Origin of the sequence: Rathayibacter sp. AY1C1 (assembly GCF_002932105.1) — a bacterium.
In the GTDB taxonomy this organism is placed as follows: Bacteria; Actinomycetota; Actinomycetes; order Actinomycetales; family Microbacteriaceae; genus Rathayibacter.
Window position 1 is genome coordinate 38,253 of the sequence record NZ_PSWH01000003.1, and the last position, 25,182, is coordinate 63,434.

Genomic DNA, 25,182 nt, shown 5'->3' on the forward strand with positions numbered 1-25,182 from the left:
TAAGAAGTGAGCGCGCGCGACCGGCTCGGCTCACTCCTCCCGTCAGGTCCCGTGCAACGCTCGGGCCCCACCCGGCCACGTACTCGGTAGACGCCCGACCGACGAAGGATGGACCCGATGACGCGACGCACACTCGACGACCTGCTCTCCCGCAGCGACCCCGCGACCGACGACCGGGCGCCCGGTGTCCGCACCGCCCTGCACAGCGTGATCGCCGAGACCCGCGAACGCGCGCCCCGCCGTCCCGCGCGGTCGAGGGCGTGGTGGCTGGCGGCTCCCGTCCTCCTCGTCCCGGGTCTCGTGCTGGCGACCAGCGCCGGCACCGACGTCCGCTCGGTCCCCGACTTCACGATCCCGATCAGCTACACCACCGACTCCGGCGCAGCGGTGTCGTGCTCGATCGACTACTTCAACGGCGAGATCGACTACCGCGAGGTCACCACCTCCGCGACCGACTACCTGCGTGCGCAGGACTGGAACGGCATCGGCCAGCGGATCCACGACGACGCGCTCGCCTACACGACCGACCCCGCCTGGCTGGCCTCGGACATGAACAGCGACGGCCCCGGCCTCTCGGAGGAGACGATCCGCTGGCGGGCCTGGATCACCGCGGCGGACGACCACATCCTCGACACGATCCCCGAGGGCGTGATCGTCGAGGGCGACGGCGGCCTGGGCGGCAGCACCGACTGCACGGGAGAGCTGTGATGAGCGCCGGCGAGGCGGCGCCTGCGATGGCGCGCAGCGTCGTCCGCTCCCCCGTGCGCGATCGCGGGGCCGAGATCACGGCCCTGGTCGAGCGGGAGGCGCCGGACCTGCTCCGCTACTTCGCGCGGCGGACGGCGAGCCCCGAGGACGCCGCGGACCTCCTCAGCGACACCCTCCTCATCCTCTGGCGGAAGGAGCGGTCGATCCCCGAGGACGAGACGCGCGCGCGGATGTGGGCGTTCGGCGTCGCCCGGCGGGTGCTCTCGGGCCAGCGCCGCACCGCGACCCGGAGGAGCGCGCTGGTCGAGCGGCTGGCGGAGGAGCTCCGCATCACTCCGCCCGCGCCGGCCGACGACGCGGCCGAGGACGTCCGCGCCGCGATCGCGCAGCTGAAGCCCGTCGACCAGGAGATCATCACCCTCGTCTACTGGGACGGCTTCTCGCTCGCCGAGGCGGCCGAGATCCTGTCCCTCCGCGCCGCGACCGTGCGGAGTCGGCACGCGCGGGCGCGGGCGACGCTGCGGGACGCGCTGGGAGCGGCGATGTGAGGAGGGCGGCCGCGACCCTCCACCCGGCACCCCCGCCTGAGTAGCATCCCCCGCATGAGCAGGCTCGTCGTCTCCGTCCTCACCTCGCTCGACGGCCGCTTCGAGGGGCCCGGGCACGACCTCTCGGCGCTGCCGTTCGAGGACGCGTTCAACGCCCACAACCTCGAGCTGCTGCGCCGCGCGGGCACGCTCGTCTACGGCGGCCGCTGGTTCCGCGACAACTGGGACAGCTGGAGCGCCGTCGCCGCGGACGGGACGGCGGGCGAGCGGGAGCACGAGACCGCGCGGCTGGTCACGTCGCTCGACGCGCTGGTGATCAGCGACTCCCTGGCTCCCGATCCGGCGGCGCCGTGGGCCGCCACCACGCGGATCGTGCCGCGGGAGCAGGGTCCGGCCGAAATCGGACGGCTCAAGCAGGGCGACGGGGGCGACCTGCTGATGTTCGGCAGCGGCACGACCTGGAATCCGCTCCTCGAGCAGGGCCTGGTGGACGAGCTGATCGTCCTCGTCGGCGCAGGCCTCGCGGGCGGCGGGACGCCGCTCTACTCCGGAGCGCCGCAGCACGGGCTGCGCCTCCTCGACGCGACGGTTCTGCCGGACTCGGAGCTGGTGCGGCTCCGCTACGACGCGAGCGGGGCCGGCGAGCGGCCGCACAACCTCCGCTGAGACAGGGCGGCCTCCCTCAGGAGCCCACGCCCCTCCTCTCAGCTGACGTCGTGCGCGCCCGAGGCCGGGGCAGCTGGTGAGAGCGAGCCTCCAGCGGACTCCTCCGGCCGGCGGAGTGCCCGAGCGCACAGTCGGACCCCCAGAAGCGCAGTCGCCGCGCCTCCCGCCAGCATCCCGGCCCCCACCACCGTCCACGTCGTCAGGCTGGAGCTCGGCGCGCCGAGCAGACCGTAGAAGAGCCCGACCCCGCTGCCGACCAGAGCGGCCGCGACCAGCGGGATCGCCAACGCCGATCCCTTCTCCGACCGCGTCCACGCCGAGCTGCAGAGAACGGCGACGGCGCCGATCAGCCAGCCGACGCCGGGGATCAGCAGCCAGCCGAAGGCGAAGACCAGGGAGGCCACGACCGCGAACCACCGACGGTGGAGGACCGTCCGCTCGTCACCGCGATGGACTCCGGCCTCGACTCCGCTCGTCATGCATCGGAGCCTACGGAGACGGGTGGCACCATGCGACGGAGTGGCGCGGGATCAGCCGGACGGCGCCACTCCCTCCTCCGCTCGGTGCTGAGGAGCCGGTCCTGCCGAGCCGGTCCTCGAGCGCTGACACTCGGCCCACCTGAGGCGCCTCCCGCCCTCCGCTCACCCCGCGACTGTCAGCGACACCTCGACCGCCACGTCCCCGGGCCCCTCCCCCAGCACCGTCTGCCGCACCTCGACCCCGTCGAGCCGGAGGCCGCGGTCTCCGGCGGCGTCGAAGAGCGCGACGATCGCCGGATGCAGCGTCCCCTCGGGCAGTTCCTCCCCGTCGCGAGGCCGCCAGGTGGGGACCAGCTCGGTGCGCGCCGGGAGGACCGCGGCGAGATCGGCGAAGTCGCCCTCCGCCTCCGCCGACGTCGGCCAGCAGCAGACGAGCTCCGCCGAACCCCGCTCGCCCGCCCGGAGCGCCGTCCAGAAAAGTCCCGTCGGCCCGAGCCCTGCCGCGTGCACTCGAATGGCGAGCGCGCCGAGGATCTCGTTCGCCTCGTCGTCGCCCGGCCCGTCGGCCTCGTCCAGCGCGATCGTGAGGACCTGGCCGACGTACGGCTGCGCCGGCATCGTCCGCTCGGCGACCTCTACCGGCACGGCGAGCGCCCGCAGCGCCACCTCGGCGGCCTCGAACGCCCGGTCCTCCTGCTCCCGCTCCGCGAGCACGCGCTCCCGATGCGCCTGCAGCGCCTCCGCCGCGGTGTTGGCTCGAGTCGCCGCCGCGACCTCGGGCAGCGGGACCCCCGCGCTCCGGAGGGCGCTGATCACGACTCCGGCCCGGACCTGGGCGTCGGCGTACCGGCGGTACGACGACCGCTCGTCGACCTCCGCCGGGACCAGCACGCCCTTCTCGTCGTAGTGCCGGAGCGCCTTCACGCTCAGACCCGTGATGCCTGCGTACTCCCCGATGCCCACCATGCCTCCAGCATCCCGTCTCCCCCGGCGGGAGGGTCAACAGGCGGGAGGGTCAACAGGCGGGAGGGTCAACGGGCGGGGGTGCCGACGCGGGACGGACAGCAGCGGAGCGGGCAGCAGCGGAGCGACCGGAGCCGGGCGGGCGGCAACGTGTCCGGCGCCGGCGGAGCCGACACGGCCTCACGCCGACGCTTCAGCTCTCGCGCTTCAGCCCGCCCGCCTCACCGCGCGCTCACCAGCCCTCGGGCCCCGCGCTCCCCGCCTCGTACTCGTCCAGTGGAGCGTCGCCCGCGGCCCAGGCGGAGAGCACCGGAGTGATGATGCGCCAGCACTGCTCGGCCACGTCGCCCGGGACCGAGAGCAGGGTGTCGCCCTGCAGGATCCCGGCGAGGACCTGCGCGTAGGGGTCGAGCGTGGCCGCGCCGGGCTGCGCCGTCAGGGTGGTGCGCTCGAGGTCGGTCAGCTCGTCGGCGCTGTTCACGACCAGGTCGAGGCTGACGTCGCCGCCCTTGAGGCCGATCCGGAGGACCGTCCCGGCGTCGCCCTCGGCCGCCTGCAGGCCGCGCGGGGGCGTGGCGGCGCGGAAGTGGATCGCCACCTCTCGGCGCGGGTCGCCGATCGCCTTGCCGGAGCGGAGGACGAAGGGGACGCCCGCCCAGCGCGGGGTGTCGACCTGGAGCAGCAGCTGCGCGAGGGTCTCGGTGCCGGTCTCGGGGTCGACGTCGGGCTCGTCGACGTAGGAGGGGAAGAAGCGGCCGTCGACGCGGCCCTCGGTGTAGCGGGCGCGGCGGGCGGAGGAGGGGTCGTCGCGCCAGAGCCGCACGGCGCCGAGCACCTCGGCCATGCGCGCGTGGACCTCGTCGGGCGCGACCTCGTCGGGGCGCTCCATCGTGGTCAGCGCGAGCACCATCAGGAGGTGGCTCTGCAGCATGTCGCGCAGCGCGCCGGTCTTCTCGTAGAAGGCGGCGCGGCCCTCGATGCCGAGCGTCTCGTCGTAGACGATCTCGACCTTCTCGATCCACTCGGCGCTCCAGCTCGCCTCGAGCATGCTGTTGCCGAAGCGCAGGCCCAGCATCCCGAGCACGGTCGCGTTGCCGAGGAAGTGGTCGATGCGCCAGAGGCGGCTCTCGGGGAGGACCTTCGCGAACGCCGCATTGAGGGCGATCGCGTCGTCGAGGTCCTCGCCGAACGGCTTCTCGATGGCGACGACCAGCTCCTCGGGGAGGTCGAGCTCGGCGAGCGAGGCGGCGACCTTGTGCCCCATCGCCGGCGGCAGCGCGACGTAGAGCACCGGAGTCGACGGGCAGGCGTCGAGGAGGGCCTTCAGCTGCTCCGGGTCGGAGGCGTCGGTGGCGACGAAGCGCGCGCGCGACGCGAGGGCCTCGACCGTGTGCGCGGCGACTCCGGCCGCCTCGAGGCTGCGGCGGACGAGGCCCTGCCACTCCTCGTCGGTCTGGGGCGTGCGCGCCGCGCCGATCAGCGTGAGCTCGAGGTCGCGCGCGAGCTCGGCCACCCGGCCCAGGCCCGGCAGCAGCAGCCGCTCGGTGAGGTCGCCGCCCGCTCCGAGGATCGCGATGCTCCGCCGCTCGCTCCCCAGTGCCGCGGCCTCGGGGATTCCGATCTGCTCCGTCATGGTGTCTCCCTCGTAGCCGTCGTGAGTCAGCGGCCACAGTACGCGCCGGGCCCTGGCGCGAGGCCGGGAGCCGGGAGGGGTTGAGGAAGCGGGCGCGGAGTGGCAGGGCGGCGCGGTCGGGAGCGAGAGAGCTGGACAACCTCCGCTGAGACGCGGCCTGCCGTGTCGGGGCAGGGACCCCCCTTCTCAGCCGACGTCGGGCCGCGACCCACGACGCCCGGCCCGCCGCAGCCGTCCCGCACAGCACGTCATCCCTCTCCGGTGCCGTCCGGCGGTACCCTGCCCGCATGCGCCTGCGCCAGGTCGTCCTCGACACGGAGGACGCCCGCGCCCTCTCCGCCTTCTACCTCGCCCTGCTCGGCGGCGAGTACCGCCCCGGCGACGAGCCGCCCGCGGACGGCTCGGACGACGAGGCGGAGTGGGTCGCGATCGTCACCGCCGACGGCGCGAAGCTCACGTTCCAGCGGGTGGCCGCCCTGCCGCGCGCGACCTGGCCGGAGGGGCCCGTCCCGCAGCAGCTGCACCTCGACTTCATGGTCGCGGACGCCGACGAGCTCGACCGGCAGAAGACCCGGGCGCTCGCTCTCGGCGCCGAGCTGATCGAGGACAGGAGCGAGGACTCGGAGGAGGCGCTCCACGTCCTCGCCGATCCGGCCGGCCACCCGTTCTGCGTCTTCGTCGCGCCCGACTACCCGGCGGAATAGGGGCGCGCGGCTTCAGCGAGCCGCACGCGTCGGATCACATGCCGGTGATCGTGACCGTCGTCGTCGCGGCGATCACCGCGGCTCCCGTGACGCTCGCGGCGGTTCCCGCGAGGACGGCGGCGGCCGCCGGCCCTGCCCAGTGCTGCGCCGCGAGCGACCGGATCGCCTGCCGGTCCGGGATGCCGGGCCTCGGCGAGAGCGCTCCGGCCGCGTCGAGCAGGCCGATGAGCGCCGCGTCCGACGGAAGGGGCGCCCTCCGAGCCGCGAGGACCTCGGCGACCCGGATCCGCAGCCGCTCGTCCTCCGCCGGCTCCACGGCGGCGACCCGCTCGAGGAGGGCGGCATGCAGCTCCCTCCGCGTGAGGCGGGCGATCCACCAGGAGACGCTGCGCGGTGCTCGCTCCGCTGCGATCCACCCGAGTGCCCCGTCGAGCACGGCGTCCCCGAGCGCGGACCGCTCCAGCCCGAGGGCGACGGCTCCGGCGTCCACCTCGACGCGCCGCTGGAGGGAGAGCTCCGCGAGGACGGAGGCGGCCAGGACGGTGTCGAGAGCGCCCGACGAAGCCGCGGGCCGCCCGTCGCTCCGCCGCAGCAGGAGGAGGAGAGCGACGGGGAGGGGCGGCTGCCCGGCTCCGGGGGGCGCAACGGCCGGCGGGGTGGTGGGAGAGGGCTGTTCCGTGGAGTTCCGTGTCGAGTCGTCCATCCCTCGAGCCTGGCACCCGACCCGTCGAGACCGCATCCGCCGGGCGACGGGTCCTCCGTCGTCCCACCGATCGACCGGCCGGACACGCCCGAGAGCCCACGTCGCGCCCCGAAGCGGACCGCTCCTCCGCCACATCGGGCGTCAGACCACCCCCGCCGCCGTCCCCGACACGATCAGGTCGGCGCGGTCGCGAGTGGCCTCGATCAGCAGCGCGTTCCGCCCGTCGACCTCGGAGGCCCAGGCGGAGGCCGCCTCGGGGGCGCGGCCGAAGGAGACGTGGCGGTCGACCAGGCGCTCGAAGCGCTCGGTCTCGGGAGTCGCGCAGAACCAGGCCTCGTCGAACTCGGCGCGCAGCAGCGCCCACGGGCCCTCGTCGACGAGGAGGTAGTTGCCCTCCAGCACGACGAGCGACGCGGAGGGGTGCACGGCCAGCGCGCCGGCCACTCCCTCGTCGACGGTGCGCTCGAAGGTGGGCGCGTAGACGACGTGGTCGGTCTCGGCGCGCAGCCTCCGCACCAGGGCGAGGAAGCCCCAGCCGTCGAACGTGTCGAGGGCGCCCTTGCGGTCGTGGCGGCCGAGCTCGTCGAGCGTGGCGTTGGCGAGGTGGAAGCCGTCCATCGGCACGAAGGCGGCGGTCCCCTCCCCCGCGAGCTCGTTCGCGCGGGCGACCACCGCCCGGGCGAGCGTGGTCTTGCCGGCCCCGGGGCTGCCGGCGATCGCGACGATCGCGCGGCGGCCCGGCGAGGTCAGCGCGAGCGCGCGCCCGGCCAGCTCGTCGAGGCCGGGCCGCACCGCGTCGGGCGCGACCTCGGTCTCAGGCCTCGCCACGGCTGCTCTCCAGCGCGTTCACCAGGAAGCCGTGGGCGTGGCGGGCGAGCGCGGGGCCGTCGTTCCAGAGGTTCCGCCACACGGCGAGGTCGTTCGAGAGGGTCGGCGAGACGACGGCCGACGAGAACGACTCGAAGGTGATGGGTCCGCGGTAGTCGATCGCGGCGAGGGCGTGGAAGAACGTCGTGAAGTCGAGGTGGCCGCTGCCGAGGTAGCCGCGGTGGTTCTCGCCGATGTGGACATACCCGAGACGATCCCCGACGAGCAGCACCGGGCGGAAGAAGTCGTCCTCCTCGATGTTCATGTGGTACGTGTCCAGGTGGATCAGGACGTTGTCGGCGCCGATGTCGTCGGCGAGGCGCAGGGCGTCCGCGGCGGTGTTGATGACGTTGGTCTCGTAGCGGTTGCAGATCTCGAGGCCGAGGTTCATGCCCTTCGTCGAGGCCTCGGCGGCGAGGTCGGTCAGCACCGAGACGACGTTCGCGCGGCCCGCGGCCGAGAGGGGCGCGCTGTACTTGCCGAGCGCGCTGTAGAGGGCGCCGGTGAAGTGGGTGCCGCCGAGCGCGTGGGTGGTCTCGAGGGAGTCGGCGAGCAGCTTCGCGCCGCGGGCCACCACCTCCGGGTCGTCGCTGGAGACGTCGGCCGAGAAGGCGAGGCCGCGCGAGCAGACGATGCCGAGGTCGTTCGCCTCGAGGGCGGTGCGGGCGGAGGCGGTGTCGAGGTTCTGCACGTCGTGCAGCGAGAGCTCCAGCAGGTCGAATCCGGCCGCCTTGGTCTGCTCGATCGTCGCGGTCACTTCGTCGGGGGTGGTGCCGCCGGCGAAGACGAGGGCGTGCACTCCGAGAGGGTTCGTGGTCATGGTGGTGCTCCTTGGTTCGAGAGGTTCAGGGGCGGCGTCGGGCCGCGGGGTCGGTGTCGAGCAGGTCCGCGAGGAACGCGTGGCCGGAGGTCGCGAGGGCGACGGGGTCGTGCCAGAGCTCGCGCCAGAGGCCCATGCCCTCGGCCGAGGCCGGGGGCTGGACGGCGGGCGAGAAGCTCTCGAGGGTGAGCGGGCCGCGGTAGCCGGAGTCGGCGAGCGCCGCCGCGAGCCCGGTCCAGTCGGTGCTCCCTGTGCCCAGCTCTCCGCGGTGGTTCTCGGAGGCGTGGAGGTAGCCGAGCAGGTCGCCGGCGTCGCGGACGGCGCTCGCGAGGTCGATCTCCTCGAGGTGGGCGTGGAACGTGTCGAGGTGCAGGAGCACGTTCGGCGCGTCGAGCTCGCGGAGGAACGCGGCGGTCTGGGCGGCCGTGTTCAGCAGGTTGCTCTCGTAGCGGTTCACGTACTCCGCTCCGACGACGACGCCGGCGGGAGCGGCGGCCGCGGCGACCCTCCGCAGCACGTCGAGCGAGCGCGAGCGGGCAGCCGCGTCGGCCGCGTGCTCGTACTTGCGCATGGCCGAGTAGGTGACTCCGCCGACGTACCGCGCGCCGATCGCCTCGGCGAACCGCACGGCCGCCAGCAGCCGCTCCTCGCCGCGGCCGGCCGTGGCCTGGTCGGTGATGTCGGAGTCGGCGTCCAGCGCGAGCGAGACGACCGCGTCGATCCCGTGCTCGTCGAGCAGGTCGGCGGTCCACGCGGAGGCGTCGGGGTCGGCGGGAGCCGGGATCTCGATCAGGTCGAAGCCGATCGAGGCGGCGGTGCCGATCGCGCGGCGCCCCGACTCCGGCGTCCAGTCGCCGACGAGCAGGCCCGCGTGGACCCCGATCGGCGACGAGCGCTCCGTGCTCCCGCGGTGCAGGAACTCGGGGTGCATCAGGCGGCCTTCGCGCCCGTGATCAGCGAGACGAGCTCGTCGCCGCTGGTCTCGGCGGTGCGACGGCCGGCGACGGCGAGGCCCGCGCGCATCACCCACACCTGGTCGCTCAGGCGCATCACCTGGTCGAAGTTGTGGCTGATCAGCAGCACGGCCACTCCGGCGTCGCGCAGCTTGAGGATGATCTTCTCGACGCGCGCCGTCTCCTGGACGCCGAGCGCCGCGGTCGGCTCGTCCATGATCACGATCTTGCTGCCCCAGCCCGCGGCCCGGGCGATCGCGACCGCCTGGCGCTGGCCGCCCGAGAGGCGGCGGACCTTGCTGGTGACCGGCGGGACGTTCACGGCGAGGTCGCCGAGAAGCTCCTGGGCCGTCTTCTTCATCTGCGTCCGGTCGAGGAACCGCACCCCGGGCACGCCCTTGGTGAGCTCCCGGCCGAGGAAGAAGTTCTGCCACACGGTCAGGTCCTCGACCAGGGCGAGGGTCTGGTGCACCGTCTCGATGCCGCCGTCCCGGGCGCCGAGCGGAGTGGTGAAGTGCACCACGTCGCCGTCGAGGGTGATGGTGCCGGAGTCGGCGGGGTGCACCCCGGAGAGGCAGCGGACGAGGGTGGACTTGCCCGCGCCGTTGTCGCCGATCAGGGCGGTGATCTCGCCGCGGCGCATCGACATCGACGCTCCCTTGAGAGCGTGGACGCCGCCGAAGGACTTCTTGATGTCCCGCGCTTCGAGCAGGATGTCGCTGGTCATGGCTGGGCTCACTTCTTCTGGTAGCGGGTGATGAGGGCGGCGAGCACGACCACCAGGCCGACGGCGAGGGGCTGGTAGAACTGCGAGACGCCGAGCAGGGTCAGGCCGTTGGTCAGCGCGGTCAGGAGGAACGCTCCGATGATCGGGCCGACGATCTTGGCCTTGCCGCCGGTGAGGCTCACTCCGCCGAGCACGACGGCCGCGATGGAGTTGAGCAGGTACTGCGTGTTGATGGCCGGCTCCGCGGCGCCGACGCGGGCGACGAGGAGGAGCGAGCCGACTCCGGCGAGGACGGCGGCGATGATGTACACCGCGATGCGCACGCGTCCGGCCTTGATGCCGTTGGCGACCGCGCTCTCCTCGTTGCCGCCGACCGCCTGCACGTGCAGGCCGAAGCGGGTTCGGAACATGACGACCCAGGCGACGACTCCGATGACCGCGGCCAGGATGATCGGGTAGCCGATGATCCCGATCGAGCCGGTGGTGAGGCGGAGCAGCTCGGGGCTGCCGACCGTGATCGGCTTGCCGTCGGAGACGATCAGCGCGAGGCCGGTCGCCACCGAGAGCGTGCCCAGTGTCGCGATGAAGTCGGTGACCTTGCCCTTCGCGATCAGGAAGCCGTTGATCACTCCGATCAGCCCCGCGAAGAGCAGGGCCGCGAGCGCCGAGAGCCAGAAGCCCCAGCCGGCGCTCCAGCCGATGCCGAAGCCGACCGCTCCGACGGTCATCGTCGCCGAGATCGAGAGGTCGATGCCGCCGGTGGTGATGACGAAGGACTGGCCGATCGAGAGGATGACCAGGATCGCGGCGGCGACGAGCATCGCCTTGATGTTGCCGAGGCTGAGGAACGTCGGCGTCGCGATCGAGAACACGATCACCAGGGCGACGAGCCCGATCGGTGCGGCGTTCTCGGCCCAGAAGCTGAGCTGACGGAGGTTCGCCAGCAGCGGGGAGGCGCTGGCCGGGGGTCGGGCGGTGACTGAGGTCATGGTCGCTTCCTGGGTTGCCATGGGCGGGAGGTCCTACTTGCTGGGGACGAGCGCGGCGAGCGGGTTGTCGAACTCCTCGAACGGCTGGGGGAAGGCGCCGAGGGCCTGCTCCGCGGTCTCGGAGGTCACGAGTGCGGTGGGCGACTCGATCTCGGCGGGGATCTCCTCGCCGGCGCCGACGGCCTCGCACGCCTGCACGCCGAGCTGGCCGATCGCGTAGGGGTACTGGGCGACGGTGGCGGTGAGGCCGCCGTCCTTCACCGACTGCAGCGCGTCCTCGTTGCCGTCGACGCTGACCACCTGGACGGAGCCGGTGAGGCCCGCGTTCTCGACGGCCTTGACGATGCCGAGGCCCATGTCGTCGTTCGCGGCGAAGAACGCCTTCACGTCGGGGTTCGCGGCGAGGATGTCGGTCGCCTTGGTCAGCGCGACCTCGCGCTTCCAGTCGGCCGCGGCCTCCTGGACGACGGTGAGGTCGGAGCCGATCGCGGCGGTGAAGCCGTCGACGCGGGCGGCGCTGGTGACGTCTCCCGAGACTCCGCCGATGACGGCGACCTCGGAGCCGGCGGGCAGCTGCTGCAGGAGGAAGTCGCCGGCCTTGCCGCCCGCGGCCTCGTTGTCGGTGCCGATGTAGGTGGTGACGTCGAGGTTCGCGGCCTCGACCGCGTCGGGGTCGAGCGGGCTGTCGATGTTGACGATCGTCTTGCCGGTGGCGGAGGCGAGGGCCTGCACCAGGTTCGTGCCGCTGATCGGGTTGACGATCAGGCAGCCAAAGTCCTGGCCGGCGACCGTGGTGAGCTTGTCGGCCTGGCCGGTGGTGTCGCCGATGTCGGCGGCGGCCTGCACCGAGACGTCCACGGAGTCGTCCTTCGCGGTGTCCTCGATGCCGTTCTCCATCGCCTGGAAGAAGGGGTTGTCGAGGCCCTTGATGACCGCGGCGACCTTGGTCGATCCGGAGCCGCCGGCGGCCGTGTCGCCACCCGAGGCGCAGCCGGTGAGGAGGAGTGCGAGGGCGCCGACCGGTGCGAGAACCGGGAGGAGGCGGCGTGCTGTGCGGTTCATCGTCATCCTTGAGGATCAGTGGCACCACTGCGTGCCGGTGTGTAAAAACTATCGGGGCTTTCGCGTTACCGCAATACGAAAGTCGGGGAACTTCAGGTTTCCCGTCGGCAGGCATGTACGCTGACCGTGACAAGAGGGGGAGCGATGACGGGGTACTCCACCGGCGAGGCCGGTTCGCACGTGGCCGACGTCCTCGCGCTGTTCCGCGAGCAGGGCGAGGTCTCGCGCAACGCGGTGATGGAGCAGACGGGGCTCTCCCGCTCCACCGTCAACCAGCGCCTCGCGACCCTCGTGGAGCTCGGCCTGATCGCCCCCACCACCGGCGGCGAGTCGACCGGCGGGCGCCCCTCGAGCATGTTCGCGATGAACCTGGTCGGCACGGTGTTCCTCACCGCCGACATCGGGGCGAGCGGATTCGTCGCCGCCGCCTGCGACCTCCGCGGCACCCCCCTCCGGCACGAGAGCGGCGTCGTCGACGTCTGGGAGGGGCCGGACGCCGTGCTCTCGCTGGTGCTCGCCGCGTTCGAGCGGCTGCAGCAGGGCGACGCGGTCGCCGGCATCGGCGTCGGAGTCCCGGGGCCGGTCGAGTTCGCCGCCGGGCGCGTGCGCAACCCGCCGATCATGACCGGCTGGGACGACTTCGACATCGCCGGCTACTTCGCCGAGCCGTACGAGGGCGTGCAGGTCGTCATCGAGAACGACGCGAACGCCCGCGCCCTCGCCGAGTCGCGTCACCACGGCTCCGACAACCTGATCAGCCTGAAGCTCGGCACCGGCATCGGCTCGGGCCTCGTCTTCAACGGAGCGACGATCCGCGGAGCCGTCGGCGCGGCCGGCGACATCGGCCACACCCGCGCGGTCACGGGCACGGTCGACGCGGATCCGCTGCCCTGCCGCTGCGGCAACGCCGGCTGCGTGGAGGCGTACGCGAGCGGCTGGGCCCTCGTCCGCGACCTCTCGGCCGACGACCCCTCGATCAAGCACGTCGCCGACGTCACGGCCCGCGTGCTCCGCGGCGACATGCGCGCCACCCAGGCCGTGCGCCAGGCCGGCCGCGTCCTCGGCGAGGCGGTCGCCGACCTCGTCAACATCCTCAACCCGCGGACCATCGTGATCTCGGGCCAGCTCGGCGACTGCGGCGAGGTGCTGATGTCGGGCCTGCGCGAGCGCGTCTACCTGCGCACCCACCCGCTCGCCACGCGGCACCTGACCATCCACACGTCGGACCTGGGCGAGCTGGCGGGCGTGATCGGCCTCGCTCTGACGACAGCCGATCAGGTCTTCAGCCGCGAGCGCTTCGACCGCGAGGCGAGCGCCGAGAGCCCCCGCGCGGCGGCCGCCGCGAGCTGAGCGGGAGCGCCCTGCCGCGCCCGGCAGCGGCGGGACCGGCGTGAGCGACCCCCTCCGCCCCGCGCACTGTTACGCCCGGCGACGAAGGGTTACGCCGGGCGACGCGGGCCGGGACGGGCGGGCCCGCGGTGCTCCATCATCGTGTCCGGGACGACGCGGAGAGGCCGCGGCCGCCCGACCCGTCCGAAGGAACGCGATGATCCGGCTCGAGCAGCTCAGCAAGTCGTACGGTCCGGCGACCGTGCTCGACCGCCTCGACTTCTCGGTCGCGACCGGCGAGATCTTCGCCGTCGTCGGCCCGAGCGGCGCGGGCAAGAGCACGCTCGCCGCCTGCGTGAACCTCCTGGAGCGGCCCACCTCGGGCACGGTCGTCGTCAACGGGGAGGCGCTCTCGCAGCTCTCGGAGGAGCGGCTGCGCGTCGCCCGCCGCCGCATCGGCACCGTCTTCCAGTCCGACGGACTCTTCAGCCGCCGCACGGCCGAGCAGAACGTGGCCCTGCCGCTGGAGTACCTCGGCGTCACCGCCGCCGAGACGAAGCGGCGCGTCGCGGAGCTGCTCGAGCGCGTCGGCCTCTCGGACCGCGCCCGCTACTACCCGCACCAGCTCTCCGGCGGTCAGCGCCAGCGCGTCGGCATCGCCCGCGCTCTCGCCCTCCGCCCCTCGGTGCTGCTCTCGGACGAGGCCACCTCGGGCCTCGACCCCGCCTCGACCACCGCGATCACCACGCTCCTGAAGGAGCTGCGCGACGACCTGGGCCTCTCGATCCTCTTCATCACCCACGAGATGGAGACGGTGCGCCAGGTGGCCGACTCCGTCGCCCGCCTCGACCACGGCCGCATCGTGGAGTCGGGGCGCCTCGTCGACCTGCTGCGCGACCCCGCGTCCCCGCTCGGCCTCGCCCTCAACCCGGTGCGCCCCTTCGTCGCGCCCGGCCCGGGTCTGGGCGAATGGGTGGTGGGCTACTCCCGCTCCGGAGTGCCGACCGACTGGGTCACCCGGCTCGCGGAGGCGGTCGGCCCCGTCTCGCTGCTCGGCGCGGCGATCGAGACGGTGGACGGGCAGGCGGTCGGCCACGCGACGATCGGGCTCGGCCCGGTCGACGAGGCGCGGCTCACCCGGGCGGCGGCCGAGCTCGGCCTGTCGGTCCGGCCCGCCGGCGTGCGCGTCCTCGCCGAGGAGGTGGCGGCATGATCCTCCACCTCGACAACAAGGTCCCGCTCGAGCAGATCCCCGCGCTGGTGCTGCCGGCGCTCGGCGAGACGCTGATCATGGTCGGCATCGTCATGGCGATCGTGGTGCTGGTCGGCGTGCCGCTGGGCGCTCTCGTGCACAACCTCGCTCCGGGCGGGCTGGCCGAGAACCGGGCCGCCCACCAGGTGCTCAGCGCCGTCATCAGCGTCGGCCGCTCGCTGCCGTTCCTCATCCTGATGGCGTCGATCATGCCGTTCACGCGCCTGATCACCGGCACCAACATCGGGATCGCGGCCGCCGTCGTGCCGATGTCGATCGCGGGGATCGCCTTCTTCACCCGGATCGTCGAGAACGCGCTGCGCAGCGTGCCGCTCTCGCTCACCCGCGTCGCCCGCGCCTCCGGAGCGTCGCGGCTGCAGGTGGTGCGGACCGCCCAGCTGAGCGAGGCGGTTCCGCAGATCATCGGCGGCCTGACGATCAACACGATCGCGATGATCGAGTACTCGGCGATCGCCGGCACGATCGGCGCCGGGGGCATCGGCTACGTCGCGGTGACCTACGGCTACCAGCGCTTCGACACCACCGTCATGCTCGCCACCATCGTGATCCTGGTCGCCACCGTCGCGACCGTGCAGCTCACCGGCGACGCACTCGTCCGCGCGACCACGCCCGGCGCCTCCCGCTCGCGGCGAGCGCCCCGGGTCGCGGCCGCCGTCTAGAACCACCACTCCTCCTCCTGCGCCCTCGGGCGCCCCTCCCGCGCGCCCGCGCACCCCCTCTTCGAAAGGCACCGCCATGTCCACTCCCGACGACCTCGGATTCAATCTCAAGAAGAAGCGCCGCTGGCCCTGGATCGCCGGAGCGGCCGTCGTCGTGGTCGGCGTCGCCTCCGCGATCGCCGTCCCGCTCCTCTCCCCCGCCGTCTCGGCCAACGAGCAGGAGGGAGCGACGCTCTACGTCGCGACCGCCGAGGGCAATGCCTCCGAGCAGGCCCTGGTCGACTTCGTCGCGAAGGAGGTGGCGCCGCGCTACGGCATCACCGTCGCCTTCAAGGGGCTCTCGGACAGCAACACCATCAACCGCGCGGTGAGCGAGGGCGAGGTCGCGGCCACGGTGTACCAGCACAAGCTCTGGCTGGGACAGGTGCTCGAGGCCAACCCCGACTTCGAGGAGGAGGCGGCCACCCCCGTCTTCCGCTGGGGCTTCGGGCTCTGGAGCGACAAGTACTCCGACGTCTCCCAGATCCCCGACGGCGGCACGGTCTCGCTCTACTCCGACCCCGCCAACGAGGCGCAGGGCCTCTGGCTGCTGCAGAACGCCGGCCTGATCACGCTGAAGCCGGGCACGGAGCCGGGCACCGCGACCCAGGACGACATCGCCGAGAACCCGAAGAACCTGCAGTTCACGCTGCTCGACTTCGCCGCCCAGTCGCGCGCGCTGCCGGACCTCGACGCGGCCGTCGGCTACACCGAGTACTACCTCGCCGCCGGCATCCCGATCGAGCAGCAGATCTTCGCCCCGCAGGCCCCCGACGACTTCGCCGGGCAGCTCACCATCGGCTCGAAGTACCGCGACACCGAGAACGTGAGGAAGCTCGTCCAGGCCTTCCAGGACCCGGCCGTGCAGGAGTTCCTCGCCACGGACGAGACGGTGAAGGGGATCCTGCTGCCGATCGACGGCTGAGCAGGGCCGGAGCGACGGGGTCGCCTGAGGAGTCGCGCGCGGCTTCTCGGGCGACTCGGCGTCTGCGGACGTAGCGTGGGCTCATGAACACGTTCACTCTCCACAACGGTGTCGAGATCCCCGCCCTCGGACTCGGCGTCTTCCAGACTCCGCCCGACGAGACCCGCGCCGCCGTCGCCGCCGCGCTCGACGCGGGGTACCGGCACATCGACACGGCGGCGGCCTACGGCAACGAGCGCGAGGTGAGCGAGGCGATCGCCGGCCGCGACGACGTCTTCCTCGAGACGAAGGTGTGGATCAGCGACTACGGCTACGACGAGACGCTGCACGCCTTCGACAAGAGCGCGGGCAAGCTCGGCGTCGAGCGGATCGACCTGCTGATCCTGCACCAGGCCCTGCCCGAGGCCTTCGACCGCACCCTCGACGCCTACCGGGCGCTCGAGCGGCTGCTCGCCGACGGGAGGGTGCGGGCGATCGGCGTGAGCAACTTCATGGTCGAGCACCTCACCCGCCTGCTCGCCGAGACCGACGTCGTCCCCGCGGTGAACCAGCTCGAGGTTCACCCGTACTTCCAGCAGCGGCGGGTCGAGCGCTTCGGCTGCGAGAACGACATCCTCACCCAGGCCTGGTCGCCGATCGGCGGCATCACCGCCTACCGCGACTCCCCGCGCCGCAGCTTCGACGACCCGGTGCTCCTCGAGCTCGGCGCCAAGTACGGGAAGACGGCCGCGCAGGTGATGCTGCGCTGGCACCTGCAGGAGGGCCGCCAGGTCATCCCCAAGTCGACCCGCCCCGAGCGCATCGCCGAGAACATCGACGTGTTCGACTTCGCGCTCTCCGGCTCGGAGCTCGCCCGGATCGACGCCCTCGAGGCCGGCGTGCGCGGCGGACCGGAGCCCGAGGCCGTGACGCTGGAGGCGTACGGCCGCGACATCCCCGAGGCGTGAGGACGGCGCCCGCGACGGGAACACCGGAGCCGTCGCGGGCGTTGCCTTCACCATGAGCGTTCCCCTCTCCATCCTCGACCTCGCCCCCATCGCCCCCGGTGAGACCGCTCGCGACAGCTTCGCCGCCTCCGTCGCCCTGGCCCAGGAGGCCGAGCGGAACGGCTACCGCCGCGTCTGGTACGCCGAGCACCACAACATGGCGAGCATCGCCTCCAGCGCGACCTCGGTGCTCATCGCGCACGTCGCCTCGCAGACCTCCACGATCCGCCTCGGCTCCGGCGGCGTCATGCTGCCGAACCACTCCCCGCTCACCATCGCCGAGCAGTTCGGCACCCTCGAGACGCTGCACCCGGGCCGGATCGACCTCGGACTCGGCCGCGCCCCCGGCAGCGACCAGGCGACCTTCCGCGCGCTCCGCCGCGACCCCGACTCCTCCGAGCGCTTCCCGCAGGACGTGCTGGAGCTGCAGGCGTTCCTCGCCGGCGAGTCCCGCATCCCCGGAGTGAGCGCGACGCCCGGTGCCGGCACCCGCGTCCCCCTCTACATCCTCGGCTCCTCGCTCTTCGGCGCGCAGCTCGCGGCCGCGCTGGGCCTGCCGTACGCGTTCGCCTCGCACTTCGCTCCGGACGCGCTGCACCAGGCTGTCGCGGAGTACCGCCGCGGCTTCCGCCCCTCCGAGCAGCTCGACGCGCCCTACGTGATCGCCGGGATGAACGCCATCGCCGCCGACACCGAGGAGGACGCACAGGAGCAGTTCGCGCAGATGAAGCGCGCCCGCCTGATGATGCTGCTGCGCCAGAGCGGGCAGATCCCCGTCGGCCAGACCTTCGACGACGAGGAGCTCGACGCCCTGCTCAGCGCCCCGATCGGCGCCCACGTCGCGAGCATGACCACCTACACCGGTGTCGGCACCGGCGACCAGGTGGCCGACTACACCGCCGACTTCGCCCGCTCCGCCGACGCCGACGAGGTCATCGTCGCCCACGCGTCGCTGCAGACGGAGGCGCGCCTGCGCTCGGTCGCGCTCCTCGCGCAGTCGAACGCGCGCGTCGCCGCCTGACGGGCGGCCCAGTCCGTCGACGCCGCCGCACGGGCCCCGCGCGCGACCGGGGCCGCGCATCGGCGGGCGTGCGGCGCGCATCGGCGGACTCCTGTGAAAGTGAGCCTCTAACGGGGGCCACCTCACAGGGGGCGACCCCGGGAGGAGCGCGTCCGCGGTGCCAGGCTGAGCCCTGTGTCGACGATGACGGGCAAGCGGCGTGAGCCCGGGGACAGCCCTGCGCGGTCAGCGGCCCTGCTGATGCGGGTCTGCGCGGGCGACCGGACCGCCTTCCGGCAGCTCTACTCGCTCACCGCGGGCAGGGTCGTCTCCGTCGCGGACGCCGTGCTCGACGACCGCGCCGCCGCCGAGGAGGTCGCGCAGGAGGTCTACCTCGAGCTCTGGCGCACCGCGCGCTCGCTCGACCCGGGACGTCCCGTCCTCGCCTTCCTGGCCCAGGTCGCGCACCGCCGGGCCGTGGACCGCGCCCGTGCGGACCGGTCGGCGCGGCGCCGGGAGCTGCAGTACACGGTCCTCGACCGGCCGCGCGATCACGAGTGGGAGCGCTCGGACGTCCGGCTCGCCCTGGCGCCCGCGGCCGGCGCGATCCGGCAGCTCGCCGCCATCCACCACGACGTCCTCTACCTCGCCTACGTCCGCGGGTACAGCCACTCCGAGATCGCGGAGGAGCTGTCGATCCCGCTCGGCACCGTCAAGACCCGGCTGCGCGACACCCTCATCCGCCTGCACACCCACCTGCAGTCCGCCGGCCCGGCGGACCCGGACGGCGGACCGGGACGGCGCATCCGGCGCTGACCGATGGCGCGGACGCCTCTGCGCCACCGGGGTCGCACGCTTCAGGACCGTGTCCGGCCCGCTCAGCCCGCCTGCGTCGCGCCCGAGACCGCGAGCCCGACGATCACCGTCAGCACCGTCGTCCACAGCGCGATCGCGACGCCCTGCCAGAGCAGGATCCGCCCTCGGCCGACTCCGGCGCCCGCCAGCATCACCGCGGTGAAGTGCGTCGGGAGCAGCAGCGGCCCCAGCAGGCTCACGCCCGGGACGCCGTAGCGGGTGAAGGCCCGCTGGAACTTCTCGCGCCGCGGAGTCGTCCGCTTCGCCTCCGAGCGGCCCGTGATCGCCGAGCGGACGCCGGTGCCCAGCAGCACGAGCAGCGCCACGCAGACGAAGTTGCCGATCGCCCCCGCAAGCCCGGCGACGACCGGGTGGATGCCGCCGATGATCCCGATGCTCGCCGCTCCCTCGCCCTCGATGAAGGGGACGGCCCCGGCCGCGGCGACGACGAGGGGCTGCACGAGCTCGGGAACGCGGCCGATCAGGTCCTGGAATCCGAGGATCGCGTCGCTGATGATCGTCATGGTCGTGCCTTCCGGTACGTGGCCCCGGCTCTCGGGACTCCTCCATCCGACCGTGTCCGCGCCCGCTGCGGCAGTGCCGCCGGATCACCGCGTCCCGGGAGGATCGACGGCCCGAGGGGTGACAAGTGTCATGGTCGTAGCCTGGGCCGCATGGTGAACACGACCGAGGCGGATCCGCCCGTGCGCGCAGGCCGCGGCGTCGCCGTGACCTGGTGGTACACCCTCGCGTCGGCCGCCTCCTTCGTGGTGGTCGTCCTGGCCGTCTGGTCCGTGGCGGTGCTGAGCGCCGAGGCCGAGGAGTGGCGGAAGGCCGCCTACTTCCTGGGCGCGGCCGCCTGGGTCGCGGTGTTCTCGCCGACCGCGCTCGCGTACCGGCGCGCCGACCGCGAGGGCCCGGTGCGCCTCCGGGCCGCGCCGACCCTGGTCTTCTGCCTCGGAGTGGCGGCCGCCGCGCTCACCGGCACGGCCGCCGGGAGCCTCGCGCTCGGGCTCTCGCTCGCCGCGACCCTGGTCGCCGTGCTGCCCTGGCAGAGCGGCGTGCGGCTCCGGGTGATGGTGCTCTGCACGATCGTCCTCGCGGTCGCGGCGGTGCTCGAGCAGACGCGCGCGGCGCCGGACGCGTCGGCCGCGCTCTCGACCCTCCTGCTGTTCGCGACACTGCTGCCCCTGACGGTCGTCAGCGCGCTGTGGTGGTGGGACATCGTCCGCGAGCTCGACCGGGCGCGCGCCGCCGAGGGCCGGCTCGCCGCCGCGCAGGAGCGCCTGCTGCTCGCCGGCGACGTGCACGACCTCCAGGGCCACCACCTCCAGGTCATCGCGCTGCAGCTCGAGCTCGCCGAGCGCCTCCTCGGCAGCGACCCCGAGGCCGCTCTCGAGCAGCTGCGCGCCGCCCAGCGCTCGGTCGACGGCGCCCGCACCGGCACCCGCGAGCTGGCGACGCGCTTCCGCAGCGTCCCGCTCGCCGACGAGCTGGCCAACGCCGCCGACCTGCTCCGCTCGGCCGGGCTCCGCGTCGAGCTCGAGGTCGACCCGGCGGCGGCTCACGCGCCGGCCGAGACGCTCGGGCCGGTGGTCCGCGAGACGACGACGAACATCCTCAAGCACGGCGGCGGCTCCAGCGCGCGGCTGCGGCTCGCGCGGGAGCGGGACGAGTGGCGGTTCGAGGCGGTGAACGACCTGGCACCGGACGCGGAGGAGGCGGACGGGACCGGCTCGGGCGTCCTCGGCATGGCGGAGCGGGTCGAGCGGGCGGGCGGGACGCTGCGCGCCGGGGCGGTCCGCCGCTCCTTCGAGCTGGACGCGCGCCTGCCGGTGGGGAGCGACTCGTGATCCGGGTGCTGATCGCCGACGACGAGGACATGATCCGCACGGCGCTGGCCGCGCTCCTCCGCCTCGAGGAGGACCTCGAGATCGTGGGCGAGTGCCGCGACGGCGAGCAGGCGGTCGCGGAGGCGCTGCGCCTGCAGCCCGACGTGTGCCTGTTCGACGTCGAGATGCCCGGGCTCGACGGGATCGAGGCGGCGGAGCGGCTGCGCCGGGTCTCGGCGACGCGCGTCGTGGTCGTCACCCGGCACGCGCGGCCGGGGGTCCTGCGGCGAGCGCTCGGAGCGGGCGTCAGCGGCTTCCTGCCGAAGTCGCGCCGGGTCGAGGACGTCGCCGAGGTGATCCGCCAGGTCGCGAGCGGACGCCGCTACGTCGATCCGGAGATCGCCGCCGACGCCCTGGCGAGCACGCGCAGCCCGCTGACCGACCGCGAGCTCGACGTGCTCAGCGCCGGCTCCCGCGGCGAGACGATCGGCGAGATCGGCGCGGCGCTGCACCTCTCCTCCGGCACCGTCCGCAACCACGTCTCGTCGATCCTGCGCAAGCTCGACGTCGACACCCGCCAGCGCGCGGTCATCGAGGCCCGCGAGCGCGGCTGGATCTGAGCGCAGGCGCCGCAACGGCAGCCACTCCGCAGGAGTCGTCGCACTCGCGCTCGAGTGCGACGACTTCTGCGTTCTCGCGAGCGGTGCCCGTCAGGCCGTCGGCGTCCAGATCCGCATCGTCGACGGTCCGCGGTTCGCCCAGCGGTGGTACGGCCGGAACTCCGCCTCGAAGCGGCGCCCCTCCTCCACAGGCACGGAGCCGTAGGGCCAGCCGGATGCCGCCTCCCGCGCCACGAGGGACACGCGCGCTCCCTCCGCCGTCACGACGGGCGGCACCGACGCGTCGACCGCGATGTGCTCGGTGTCCAGGCCCTCGGGCAGGTCGAGCGACTCGATCGCGAGCACGAACGGCCCGCGCTCGAGGGCGACCTGGCCGCGCACCGCGTCGATCCGGGGGTGCGGGGCGACGAAGCGGGCCGTCATCGGCAGCGAGAGCCGCACGGTGTCGCCGGCGGAGAACGCCCGGCGGACGGTGACGGTCGGCGTCGAGACCGGCTCGCCGTCGAGCAGCGCCGAGCCCCGCGCGAACGGCGGCACCCGCAGCGTCAACGCGAACTCCGCGTCCTCGAGGATCCGCACGACGATCTCGCCGTCGGCCGGGTACTCCGTCTCGACGCCCAGCGCGACGCCTCCGGTGCGCACCTCGTACGCGCCGTACTGGTGCAGCTGCACCCCGTCGTCGGTGGCGGTCGCGAAGCCGAGCTCGACGCTCGCGAGGGTGCGGGCGGTGTTGGTCGGGCAGCACGAGACCCAGAACCACGGCGCGCGGAGGCTGGACTGCGCGCGGTCGGTCTCGCGCGACTCGTCCGGCGCCACTCCGTCGACGCGCTGCTGCAGCGTGTTCGTGTAGAAGAAGGCGCGGCCGTCGTCGCGGGTGGCGGGGAGCACCGCGTTCAGCAGCGTCCGCTCCATCAGGTCCGCGTAGCGGTGCTCGTTCGAGCCGAGCAGGAGCCGCCAGCTGAGCATCGTGGAGCCGATCGCCGCGCAGGTCTCGGCATAGGCGCGATCCGGCGGCAGCTCGTAGTCGGTGCCGAACGCCTCGTCCTGGTGGTGCGAGCCCATCCCGCCCGTGACGTAGGTGCGCCGCTCGACGGTCGCCTCCCACTGGCGGCGGACCGCCTCCTCCAGCTCGGCGTCGCCGGTCTCGACCGCGACATCGAGAGCCCCGGAGGCGAGGTAGAGGGCCCGCACCGCGTGGCCGCGCAGCACCTCCGCGTCGCGCACGGGCACGTCGTCCTGGAAGTACTCGGCGCCGAACGCGATCGGCTTCAGCGTCCCCGTCCCGCGCCGCTCCACGAAGAGGCGGGCCAGCTCGAGGTAGCGCTCCTCCCCCGTCGCCCGCGCCAGCTCGGCGAGCGCCGGCTCGATCTCGGGGTGGCCGCACACGGCGACCCTCCCCTCGGGCCCGAACTCGCGATGCACGTGGTCGGCGAGGCGCCGGGCGACCTGCGGCAGGAGGTCGTCGTGACCGGTGCGCAGCCGCGCCACGGCGGCCTGGATCAGGTGCCCGAAGCTGTACAGCTCGTGGCCCCACTCCAGGTCGGAGTAGCGCGCACGCTGGCCGGGCCGGCCGAAGCTCGTGTGCAGGTAGCCGTCCGGGTCCTGGGCGGAGGCGACCCGCGCGACGAGGTCGTCGTACCGCTCCTGCAGCCCGGCGTCGTCGCTCCGGCCGAGCTCCCACGCCATGGCCTCGAGGAGCTTGTAGACCTCGGAGTCCACGAACTCGATGCCCGCGTGCGCGTCGCCGCTCTCGGCGGACGAGATCGAGCCGTCGGCAGCGCGGTCGAAGTTGCCGGCCCAGCCGACGCGCTCGATCCACGAGCGGCAGTGCTCGATGACGGCGGAGGAGTTGAGGTCCTGGTAGTGCTTCCAGAAGCCGCCGGTGAGGCGGATCTCGTCCTGGCGCAGCGGCCGGAGCACGCTCCGCGAGGGGGCGACCGGGCCGCCGAGGGCGGTGGCGGTGGGGGCGGTGAGGGTCACGGTGTCTCCTTGGAGGGACGGGTCAGTCCTTGACGGCGCCGGCGGTGACTCCCGCCGAGACGTACCGCTGGGCGACGACGAGGAGGACGGCGGCCGGGAGCGAGGCGACCACGGCGGTCGCCATGATCGAGTTCCACTCCTGGTTGTTGTTGCCGATGTACTTGTAGATGCCGAGGGTGATCGGCTGGAGCTTCCCGCCGCTGTCGAGCGTCGAGGCGAAGATGAAGTCCGACCAGGCCCAGAGGAACGCGAACAGCGAGACGGTGACGACGGAGTTGCGGCTGATCGGCATGATCACCGAGGTGAAGGTGCGCCAGGCGCTCGCTCCGTCCATCCGGGCCGCCTGGGTGAGCTCGTCGGGGATCCCCGACATGAAGGCCGTGAAGATCAGCACGCCGAACGGCACCGCGATGGTGGAGTCGGCCACGATCAGGCCCGGGATCGAGTTGAGCAGTCCCAGGTTGAGGTAGATGGCGTAGAAGCCCATCGCCATGATGATCGCCGGGATCATCTGCGCGATCAGCAGCACGAACGAGAGCGCCTGCCCGCCGCGGGGCCGCAGCTTCGCCAGCGAGTAGGCGGCGGGAGCGGCGATCGCCACGGTCAGCAGCACCGTGCCGAGGCCGACGACGAGGCTGGTGCCCAGGTAGGGCAGCTGCTCGCTCAGCACCGCCTGGTAGCCGGTGAACGTGGGCGAGAACGGGAACCAGTCCGGCGGATCCTTCCGCATCGAGCCGGTCGGAGTGAGGGAGACGTTGATCATCCAGTAGACGGGGAACAGCATGACCGCCGTGAGGGCGATCCCGACCACCGTCAGGTACCAGGGGCGTCGGGCGGTCACGAGTCGGCCTGCTTCCGCTGGACCCGGATGTACACGAGACCGAAGACGAGGGCCAGGATGATCAGCAGGTTGCCGACGGCCGCGGCCGGTCCGAAATCGGGCAGCATCGAGCCGAAGCCGAGCTGGTACGTCCAGGTGGCGAGCGTGGTCGAGGAGTCGGCGGGGCCGCCCTTCGTCATGATCCAGATGATGTCGAACACCTTCAGCGTGTAGACGAGGCCGAGCAGGATCGTGATCGCCGACACCGGCCGCAGCAGCGGCAGCGTGATCCGCCAGAACTGCTGGGCGCCGGTCGCGCCGTCGAGCGAGGCCGCCTCGTAGAGGTCCTGCGAGATGTTCTGCAGGCCGGAGTAGAGGATCACCAGGTTGAACGGGATGCCGATCCAGATGTTCGCGATCAGGACCGCGATCAGCGAGGTGGTCGGCGAGGTGAGCCAGTTGATCTGGCCGATCCCGAACGACTCCAGGAACGCGTTCACGATGCCGGAGTCGCTGTTGAGCATCCACGACCAGGTCGACGCCGAGACGATCAGCGGCAGGAGCCACGGCACCAGGAACAGCGCCCGGAGCGTGCTCGCCAGCGGGAAGCGGCGGTAGAAGAACACGGCGAGCGCCAGCCCCAGCGTGAACTGGAAGAGGAGCGAGACGCCGGTGAAGACCGCCGTGTGCAGCAGCGCCGGGCCGAAGGTCGCGTCCTGGAACACCTGGACGTAGTTGTCGAACCAGACGAAGGGCGCGTTCCCCTGCACGAACGAGCGGACCGTGTAGTCCTTCAGGCTCAGCTCGAGGTTGCGGTAGAGCGGGAACGCGTAGAAGACGAGCAGGTAGGCGACGAGCGGGGCGAGGAACGCCCACGCGACCAGACGGCCGCCCTCGGGGCGCCAACGGCGCCGACGGCTCTCGGCGGCCGGGGCGGGCGGGGCCGGCGGCTCGGTGCCGCGCCGCAGGAGGCGGGCGGTCTCGGTGGCAGTGGTCATGGTCTCTCCCGTCCCCCCGGCCGGTGCGCGGAGCACCGGCCGGG

General features: G+C 73.0%; 27 protein-coding genes. 13 read left to right on the forward strand and 14 right to left on the reverse strand.

What is annotated here, in order from left to right; all coding sequences use genetic code 11:
• The first annotated feature begins 117 nt into the window (after positions 1 to 117).
• The 3 genes from C5C71_RS02260 to C5C71_RS02270 are packed head-to-tail and all read left to right on the forward strand — an operon-like array spanning position 118 to position 1,922.
• On the forward strand, positions 118 to 708 hold the full coding sequence (locus tag C5C71_RS02260; RefSeq protein ID WP_104262552.1) for a hypothetical protein: 591 nt from the start codon (positions 118 to 120) through the stop codon (positions 706 to 708).
• Positions 708 to 1,256, forward strand: a complete 549-nt coding sequence (locus tag C5C71_RS02265) for an RNA polymerase sigma factor (protein WP_219814143.1) — start codon at positions 708 to 710, stop codon at positions 1,254 to 1,256. The genes C5C71_RS02260 and C5C71_RS02265 overlap by 1 nt, the downstream gene beginning before the upstream one ends.
• A 54-nt stretch (positions 1,257 to 1,310) precedes the next feature.
• Positions 1,311 to 1,922 (forward strand): dihydrofolate reductase family protein, encoded by a 612-nt coding sequence (locus tag C5C71_RS02270; RefSeq protein ID WP_104337084.1) that lies wholly within the window; start codon positions 1,311 to 1,313, stop codon positions 1,920 to 1,922.
• Positions 1,923 to 1,960: 38 nt separating this feature from the next.
• Here C5C71_RS02270 and C5C71_RS02275 read toward each other — a convergent pair whose 3' ends face one another.
• The 3 genes from C5C71_RS02275 to C5C71_RS02285 all read right to left on the reverse strand — a co-directional run bounded on the left by C5C71_RS02275 (position 1,961) and on the right by C5C71_RS02285 (position 4,997).
• Positions 1,961 to 2,401 (reverse strand): hypothetical protein, encoded by a 441-nt coding sequence (locus C5C71_RS02275; protein WP_104232963.1) that lies wholly within the window; start codon positions 2,399 to 2,401, stop codon positions 1,961 to 1,963.
• Between the two features lie 162 nt (positions 2,402 to 2,563).
• The gene (locus tag C5C71_RS02280) at positions 2,564 to 3,367 is read right to left on the reverse strand and encodes a MerR family transcriptional regulator (RefSeq protein WP_104337085.1); all 804 of its coding nucleotides are present in this window, start codon (positions 3,365 to 3,367) and stop codon (positions 2,564 to 2,566) included.
• A gap of 229 nt (positions 3,368 to 3,596) precedes the next feature.
• Positions 3,597 to 4,997 carry a glucose-6-phosphate dehydrogenase gene (locus C5C71_RS02285; RefSeq protein ID WP_104308176.1) on the reverse strand — a complete coding sequence of 467 codons (1,401 nt, stop codon included), beginning with the start codon at positions 4,995 to 4,997 and terminating at the stop codon, positions 3,597 to 3,599.
• Positions 4,998 to 5,284: 287 nt separating this feature from the next.
• Between C5C71_RS02285 and C5C71_RS02290 the strand changes: the two genes are divergently transcribed.
• On the forward strand, positions 5,285 to 5,701 hold the full coding sequence (locus C5C71_RS02290; protein ID WP_104337086.1) for a VOC family protein: 417 nt from the start codon (positions 5,285 to 5,287) through the stop codon (positions 5,699 to 5,701).
• Positions 5,702 to 5,735: 34 nt separating this feature from the next.
• Here the strand turns inward: C5C71_RS02290 and C5C71_RS02295 are convergent, their stop codons facing one another.
• The 7 genes from C5C71_RS02295 to C5C71_RS02325 all read right to left on the reverse strand — a co-directional run bounded on the left by C5C71_RS02295 (position 5,736) and on the right by C5C71_RS02325 (position 11,822).
• Entirely contained in the window at positions 5,736 to 6,404 is a 669-nt protein-coding gene (locus C5C71_RS02295) for a GPP34 family phosphoprotein (protein WP_181065631.1), read from the reverse strand.
• A 141-nt stretch (positions 6,405 to 6,545) separates the two neighbouring features.
• Entirely contained in the window at positions 6,546 to 7,232 is a 687-nt protein-coding gene (locus C5C71_RS02300) for a nucleoside/nucleotide kinase family protein (RefSeq protein WP_208543338.1), read from the reverse strand.
• On the reverse strand, positions 7,219 to 8,091 hold the full coding sequence (locus C5C71_RS02305) for a sugar phosphate isomerase/epimerase (protein WP_104337088.1): 873 nt from the start codon (positions 8,089 to 8,091) through the stop codon (positions 7,219 to 7,221). Before C5C71_RS02305 ends, C5C71_RS02300 begins: the two co-directional genes overlap by 14 nt.
• 25 nt (positions 8,092 to 8,116) lie before the next feature.
• A complete protein-coding gene (locus tag C5C71_RS02310) occupies positions 8,117 to 9,022 on the reverse strand; it encodes a sugar phosphate isomerase/epimerase (protein ID WP_104337089.1) in 906 nt (301 codons plus the stop codon).
• Entirely contained in the window at positions 9,022 to 9,771 is a 750-nt protein-coding gene (locus tag C5C71_RS02315) for an ATP-binding cassette domain-containing protein (RefSeq protein WP_104222715.1), read from the reverse strand. The genes C5C71_RS02310 and C5C71_RS02315 overlap by 1 nt, the downstream gene beginning before the upstream one ends.
• 8 nt (positions 9,772 to 9,779) lie before the next feature.
• Positions 9,780 to 10,760: an ABC transporter permease gene (locus tag C5C71_RS02320; RefSeq protein WP_104222714.1), complete on the reverse strand. Its 981-nt coding sequence runs from the start codon at positions 10,758 to 10,760 to the stop codon at positions 9,780 to 9,782.
• A gap of 33 nt (positions 10,761 to 10,793) precedes the next feature.
• Complete coding sequence (locus C5C71_RS02325) at positions 10,794 to 11,822, reverse strand: substrate-binding domain-containing protein (RefSeq protein WP_104222713.1); 1,029 nt, start codon at positions 11,820 to 11,822, stop codon at positions 10,794 to 10,796.
• A 144-nt stretch (positions 11,823 to 11,966) separates the two neighbouring features.
• Between C5C71_RS02325 and C5C71_RS02330 the strand changes: the two genes are divergently transcribed.
• The 7 genes from C5C71_RS02330 (at position 11,967) to C5C71_RS02360 (ending at position 18,849) form a co-directional block, all read left to right on the forward strand.
• Entirely contained in the window at positions 11,967 to 13,172 is a 1,206-nt protein-coding gene (locus tag C5C71_RS02330) for an ROK family transcriptional regulator (protein ID WP_104232969.1), read from the forward strand.
• 196 nt (positions 13,173 to 13,368) lie between these two features.
• Entirely contained in the window at positions 13,369 to 14,364 is a 996-nt protein-coding gene (locus C5C71_RS02335; RefSeq protein WP_104337090.1) for a methionine ABC transporter ATP-binding protein, read from the forward strand.
• Positions 14,361 to 15,083 carry a methionine ABC transporter permease gene (locus C5C71_RS02340; RefSeq protein WP_104222708.1) on the forward strand — a complete coding sequence of 241 codons (723 nt, stop codon included), beginning with the start codon at positions 14,361 to 14,363 and terminating at the stop codon, positions 15,081 to 15,083. Before C5C71_RS02335 ends, C5C71_RS02340 begins: the two co-directional genes overlap by 4 nt.
• Before the next feature lie 76 nt (positions 15,084 to 15,159).
• Positions 15,160 to 16,047: a MetQ/NlpA family ABC transporter substrate-binding protein gene (locus C5C71_RS02345; RefSeq protein ID WP_104337091.1), complete on the forward strand. Its 888-nt coding sequence runs from the start codon at positions 15,160 to 15,162 to the stop codon at positions 16,045 to 16,047.
• 83 nt (positions 16,048 to 16,130) lie between these two features.
• A complete protein-coding gene (locus C5C71_RS02350) occupies positions 16,131 to 16,994 on the forward strand; it encodes an aldo/keto reductase (protein WP_104337092.1) in 864 nt (287 codons plus the stop codon).
• A gap of 52 nt (positions 16,995 to 17,046) precedes the next feature.
• Positions 17,047 to 18,054, forward strand: coding sequence for an LLM class flavin-dependent oxidoreductase (locus tag C5C71_RS02355; RefSeq protein WP_104260887.1), 1,008 nt, complete (start codon positions 17,047 to 17,049; stop codon positions 18,052 to 18,054).
• 183 nt (positions 18,055 to 18,237) lie between these two features.
• Positions 18,238 to 18,849, forward strand: a complete 612-nt coding sequence (locus tag C5C71_RS02360; protein ID WP_258068622.1) for a sigma-70 family RNA polymerase sigma factor — start codon at positions 18,238 to 18,240, stop codon at positions 18,847 to 18,849.
• Positions 18,850 to 18,911: 62 nt separating this feature from the next.
• On the opposite strand, the gene C5C71_RS02365 is transcribed toward C5C71_RS02360, so the two are convergent.
• Positions 18,912 to 19,412 (reverse strand): small multidrug efflux protein, encoded by a 501-nt coding sequence (locus tag C5C71_RS02365; RefSeq protein ID WP_104225805.1) that lies wholly within the window; start codon positions 19,410 to 19,412, stop codon positions 18,912 to 18,914.
• A gap of 150 nt (positions 19,413 to 19,562) precedes the next feature.
• On the opposite strand from C5C71_RS02365, the gene C5C71_RS02370 reads away from it, so the two are divergent.
• Positions 19,563 to 20,741, forward strand: coding sequence for a sensor histidine kinase (locus C5C71_RS02370; protein WP_104268801.1), 1,179 nt, complete (start codon positions 19,563 to 19,565; stop codon positions 20,739 to 20,741).
• Positions 20,738 to 21,340, forward strand: a complete 603-nt coding sequence (locus tag C5C71_RS02375; RefSeq protein ID WP_104222701.1) for a response regulator transcription factor — start codon at positions 20,738 to 20,740, stop codon at positions 21,338 to 21,340. Before C5C71_RS02370 ends, C5C71_RS02375 begins: the two co-directional genes overlap by 4 nt.
• A 90-nt stretch (positions 21,341 to 21,430) precedes the next feature.
• On the opposite strand, the gene C5C71_RS02380 is transcribed toward C5C71_RS02375, so the two are convergent.
• The 3 genes from C5C71_RS02380 to C5C71_RS02390 are packed head-to-tail and all read right to left on the reverse strand — an operon-like array spanning position 21,431 to position 25,138.
• Entirely contained in the window at positions 21,431 to 23,320 is a 1,890-nt protein-coding gene (locus tag C5C71_RS02380; protein WP_104337094.1) for a glycoside hydrolase family 127 protein, read from the reverse strand.
• A 22-nt stretch (positions 23,321 to 23,342) separates the two neighbouring features.
• Entirely contained in the window at positions 23,343 to 24,161 is an 819-nt protein-coding gene (locus C5C71_RS02385; protein WP_104222699.1) for a carbohydrate ABC transporter permease, read from the reverse strand.
• On the reverse strand, positions 24,158 to 25,138 hold the full coding sequence (locus C5C71_RS02390) for a carbohydrate ABC transporter permease (RefSeq protein WP_104225802.1): 981 nt from the start codon (positions 25,136 to 25,138) through the stop codon (positions 24,158 to 24,160). The genes C5C71_RS02385 and C5C71_RS02390 overlap by 4 nt, the downstream gene beginning before the upstream one ends.
• Positions 25,139 to 25,182: the final 44 nt, after the last annotated feature.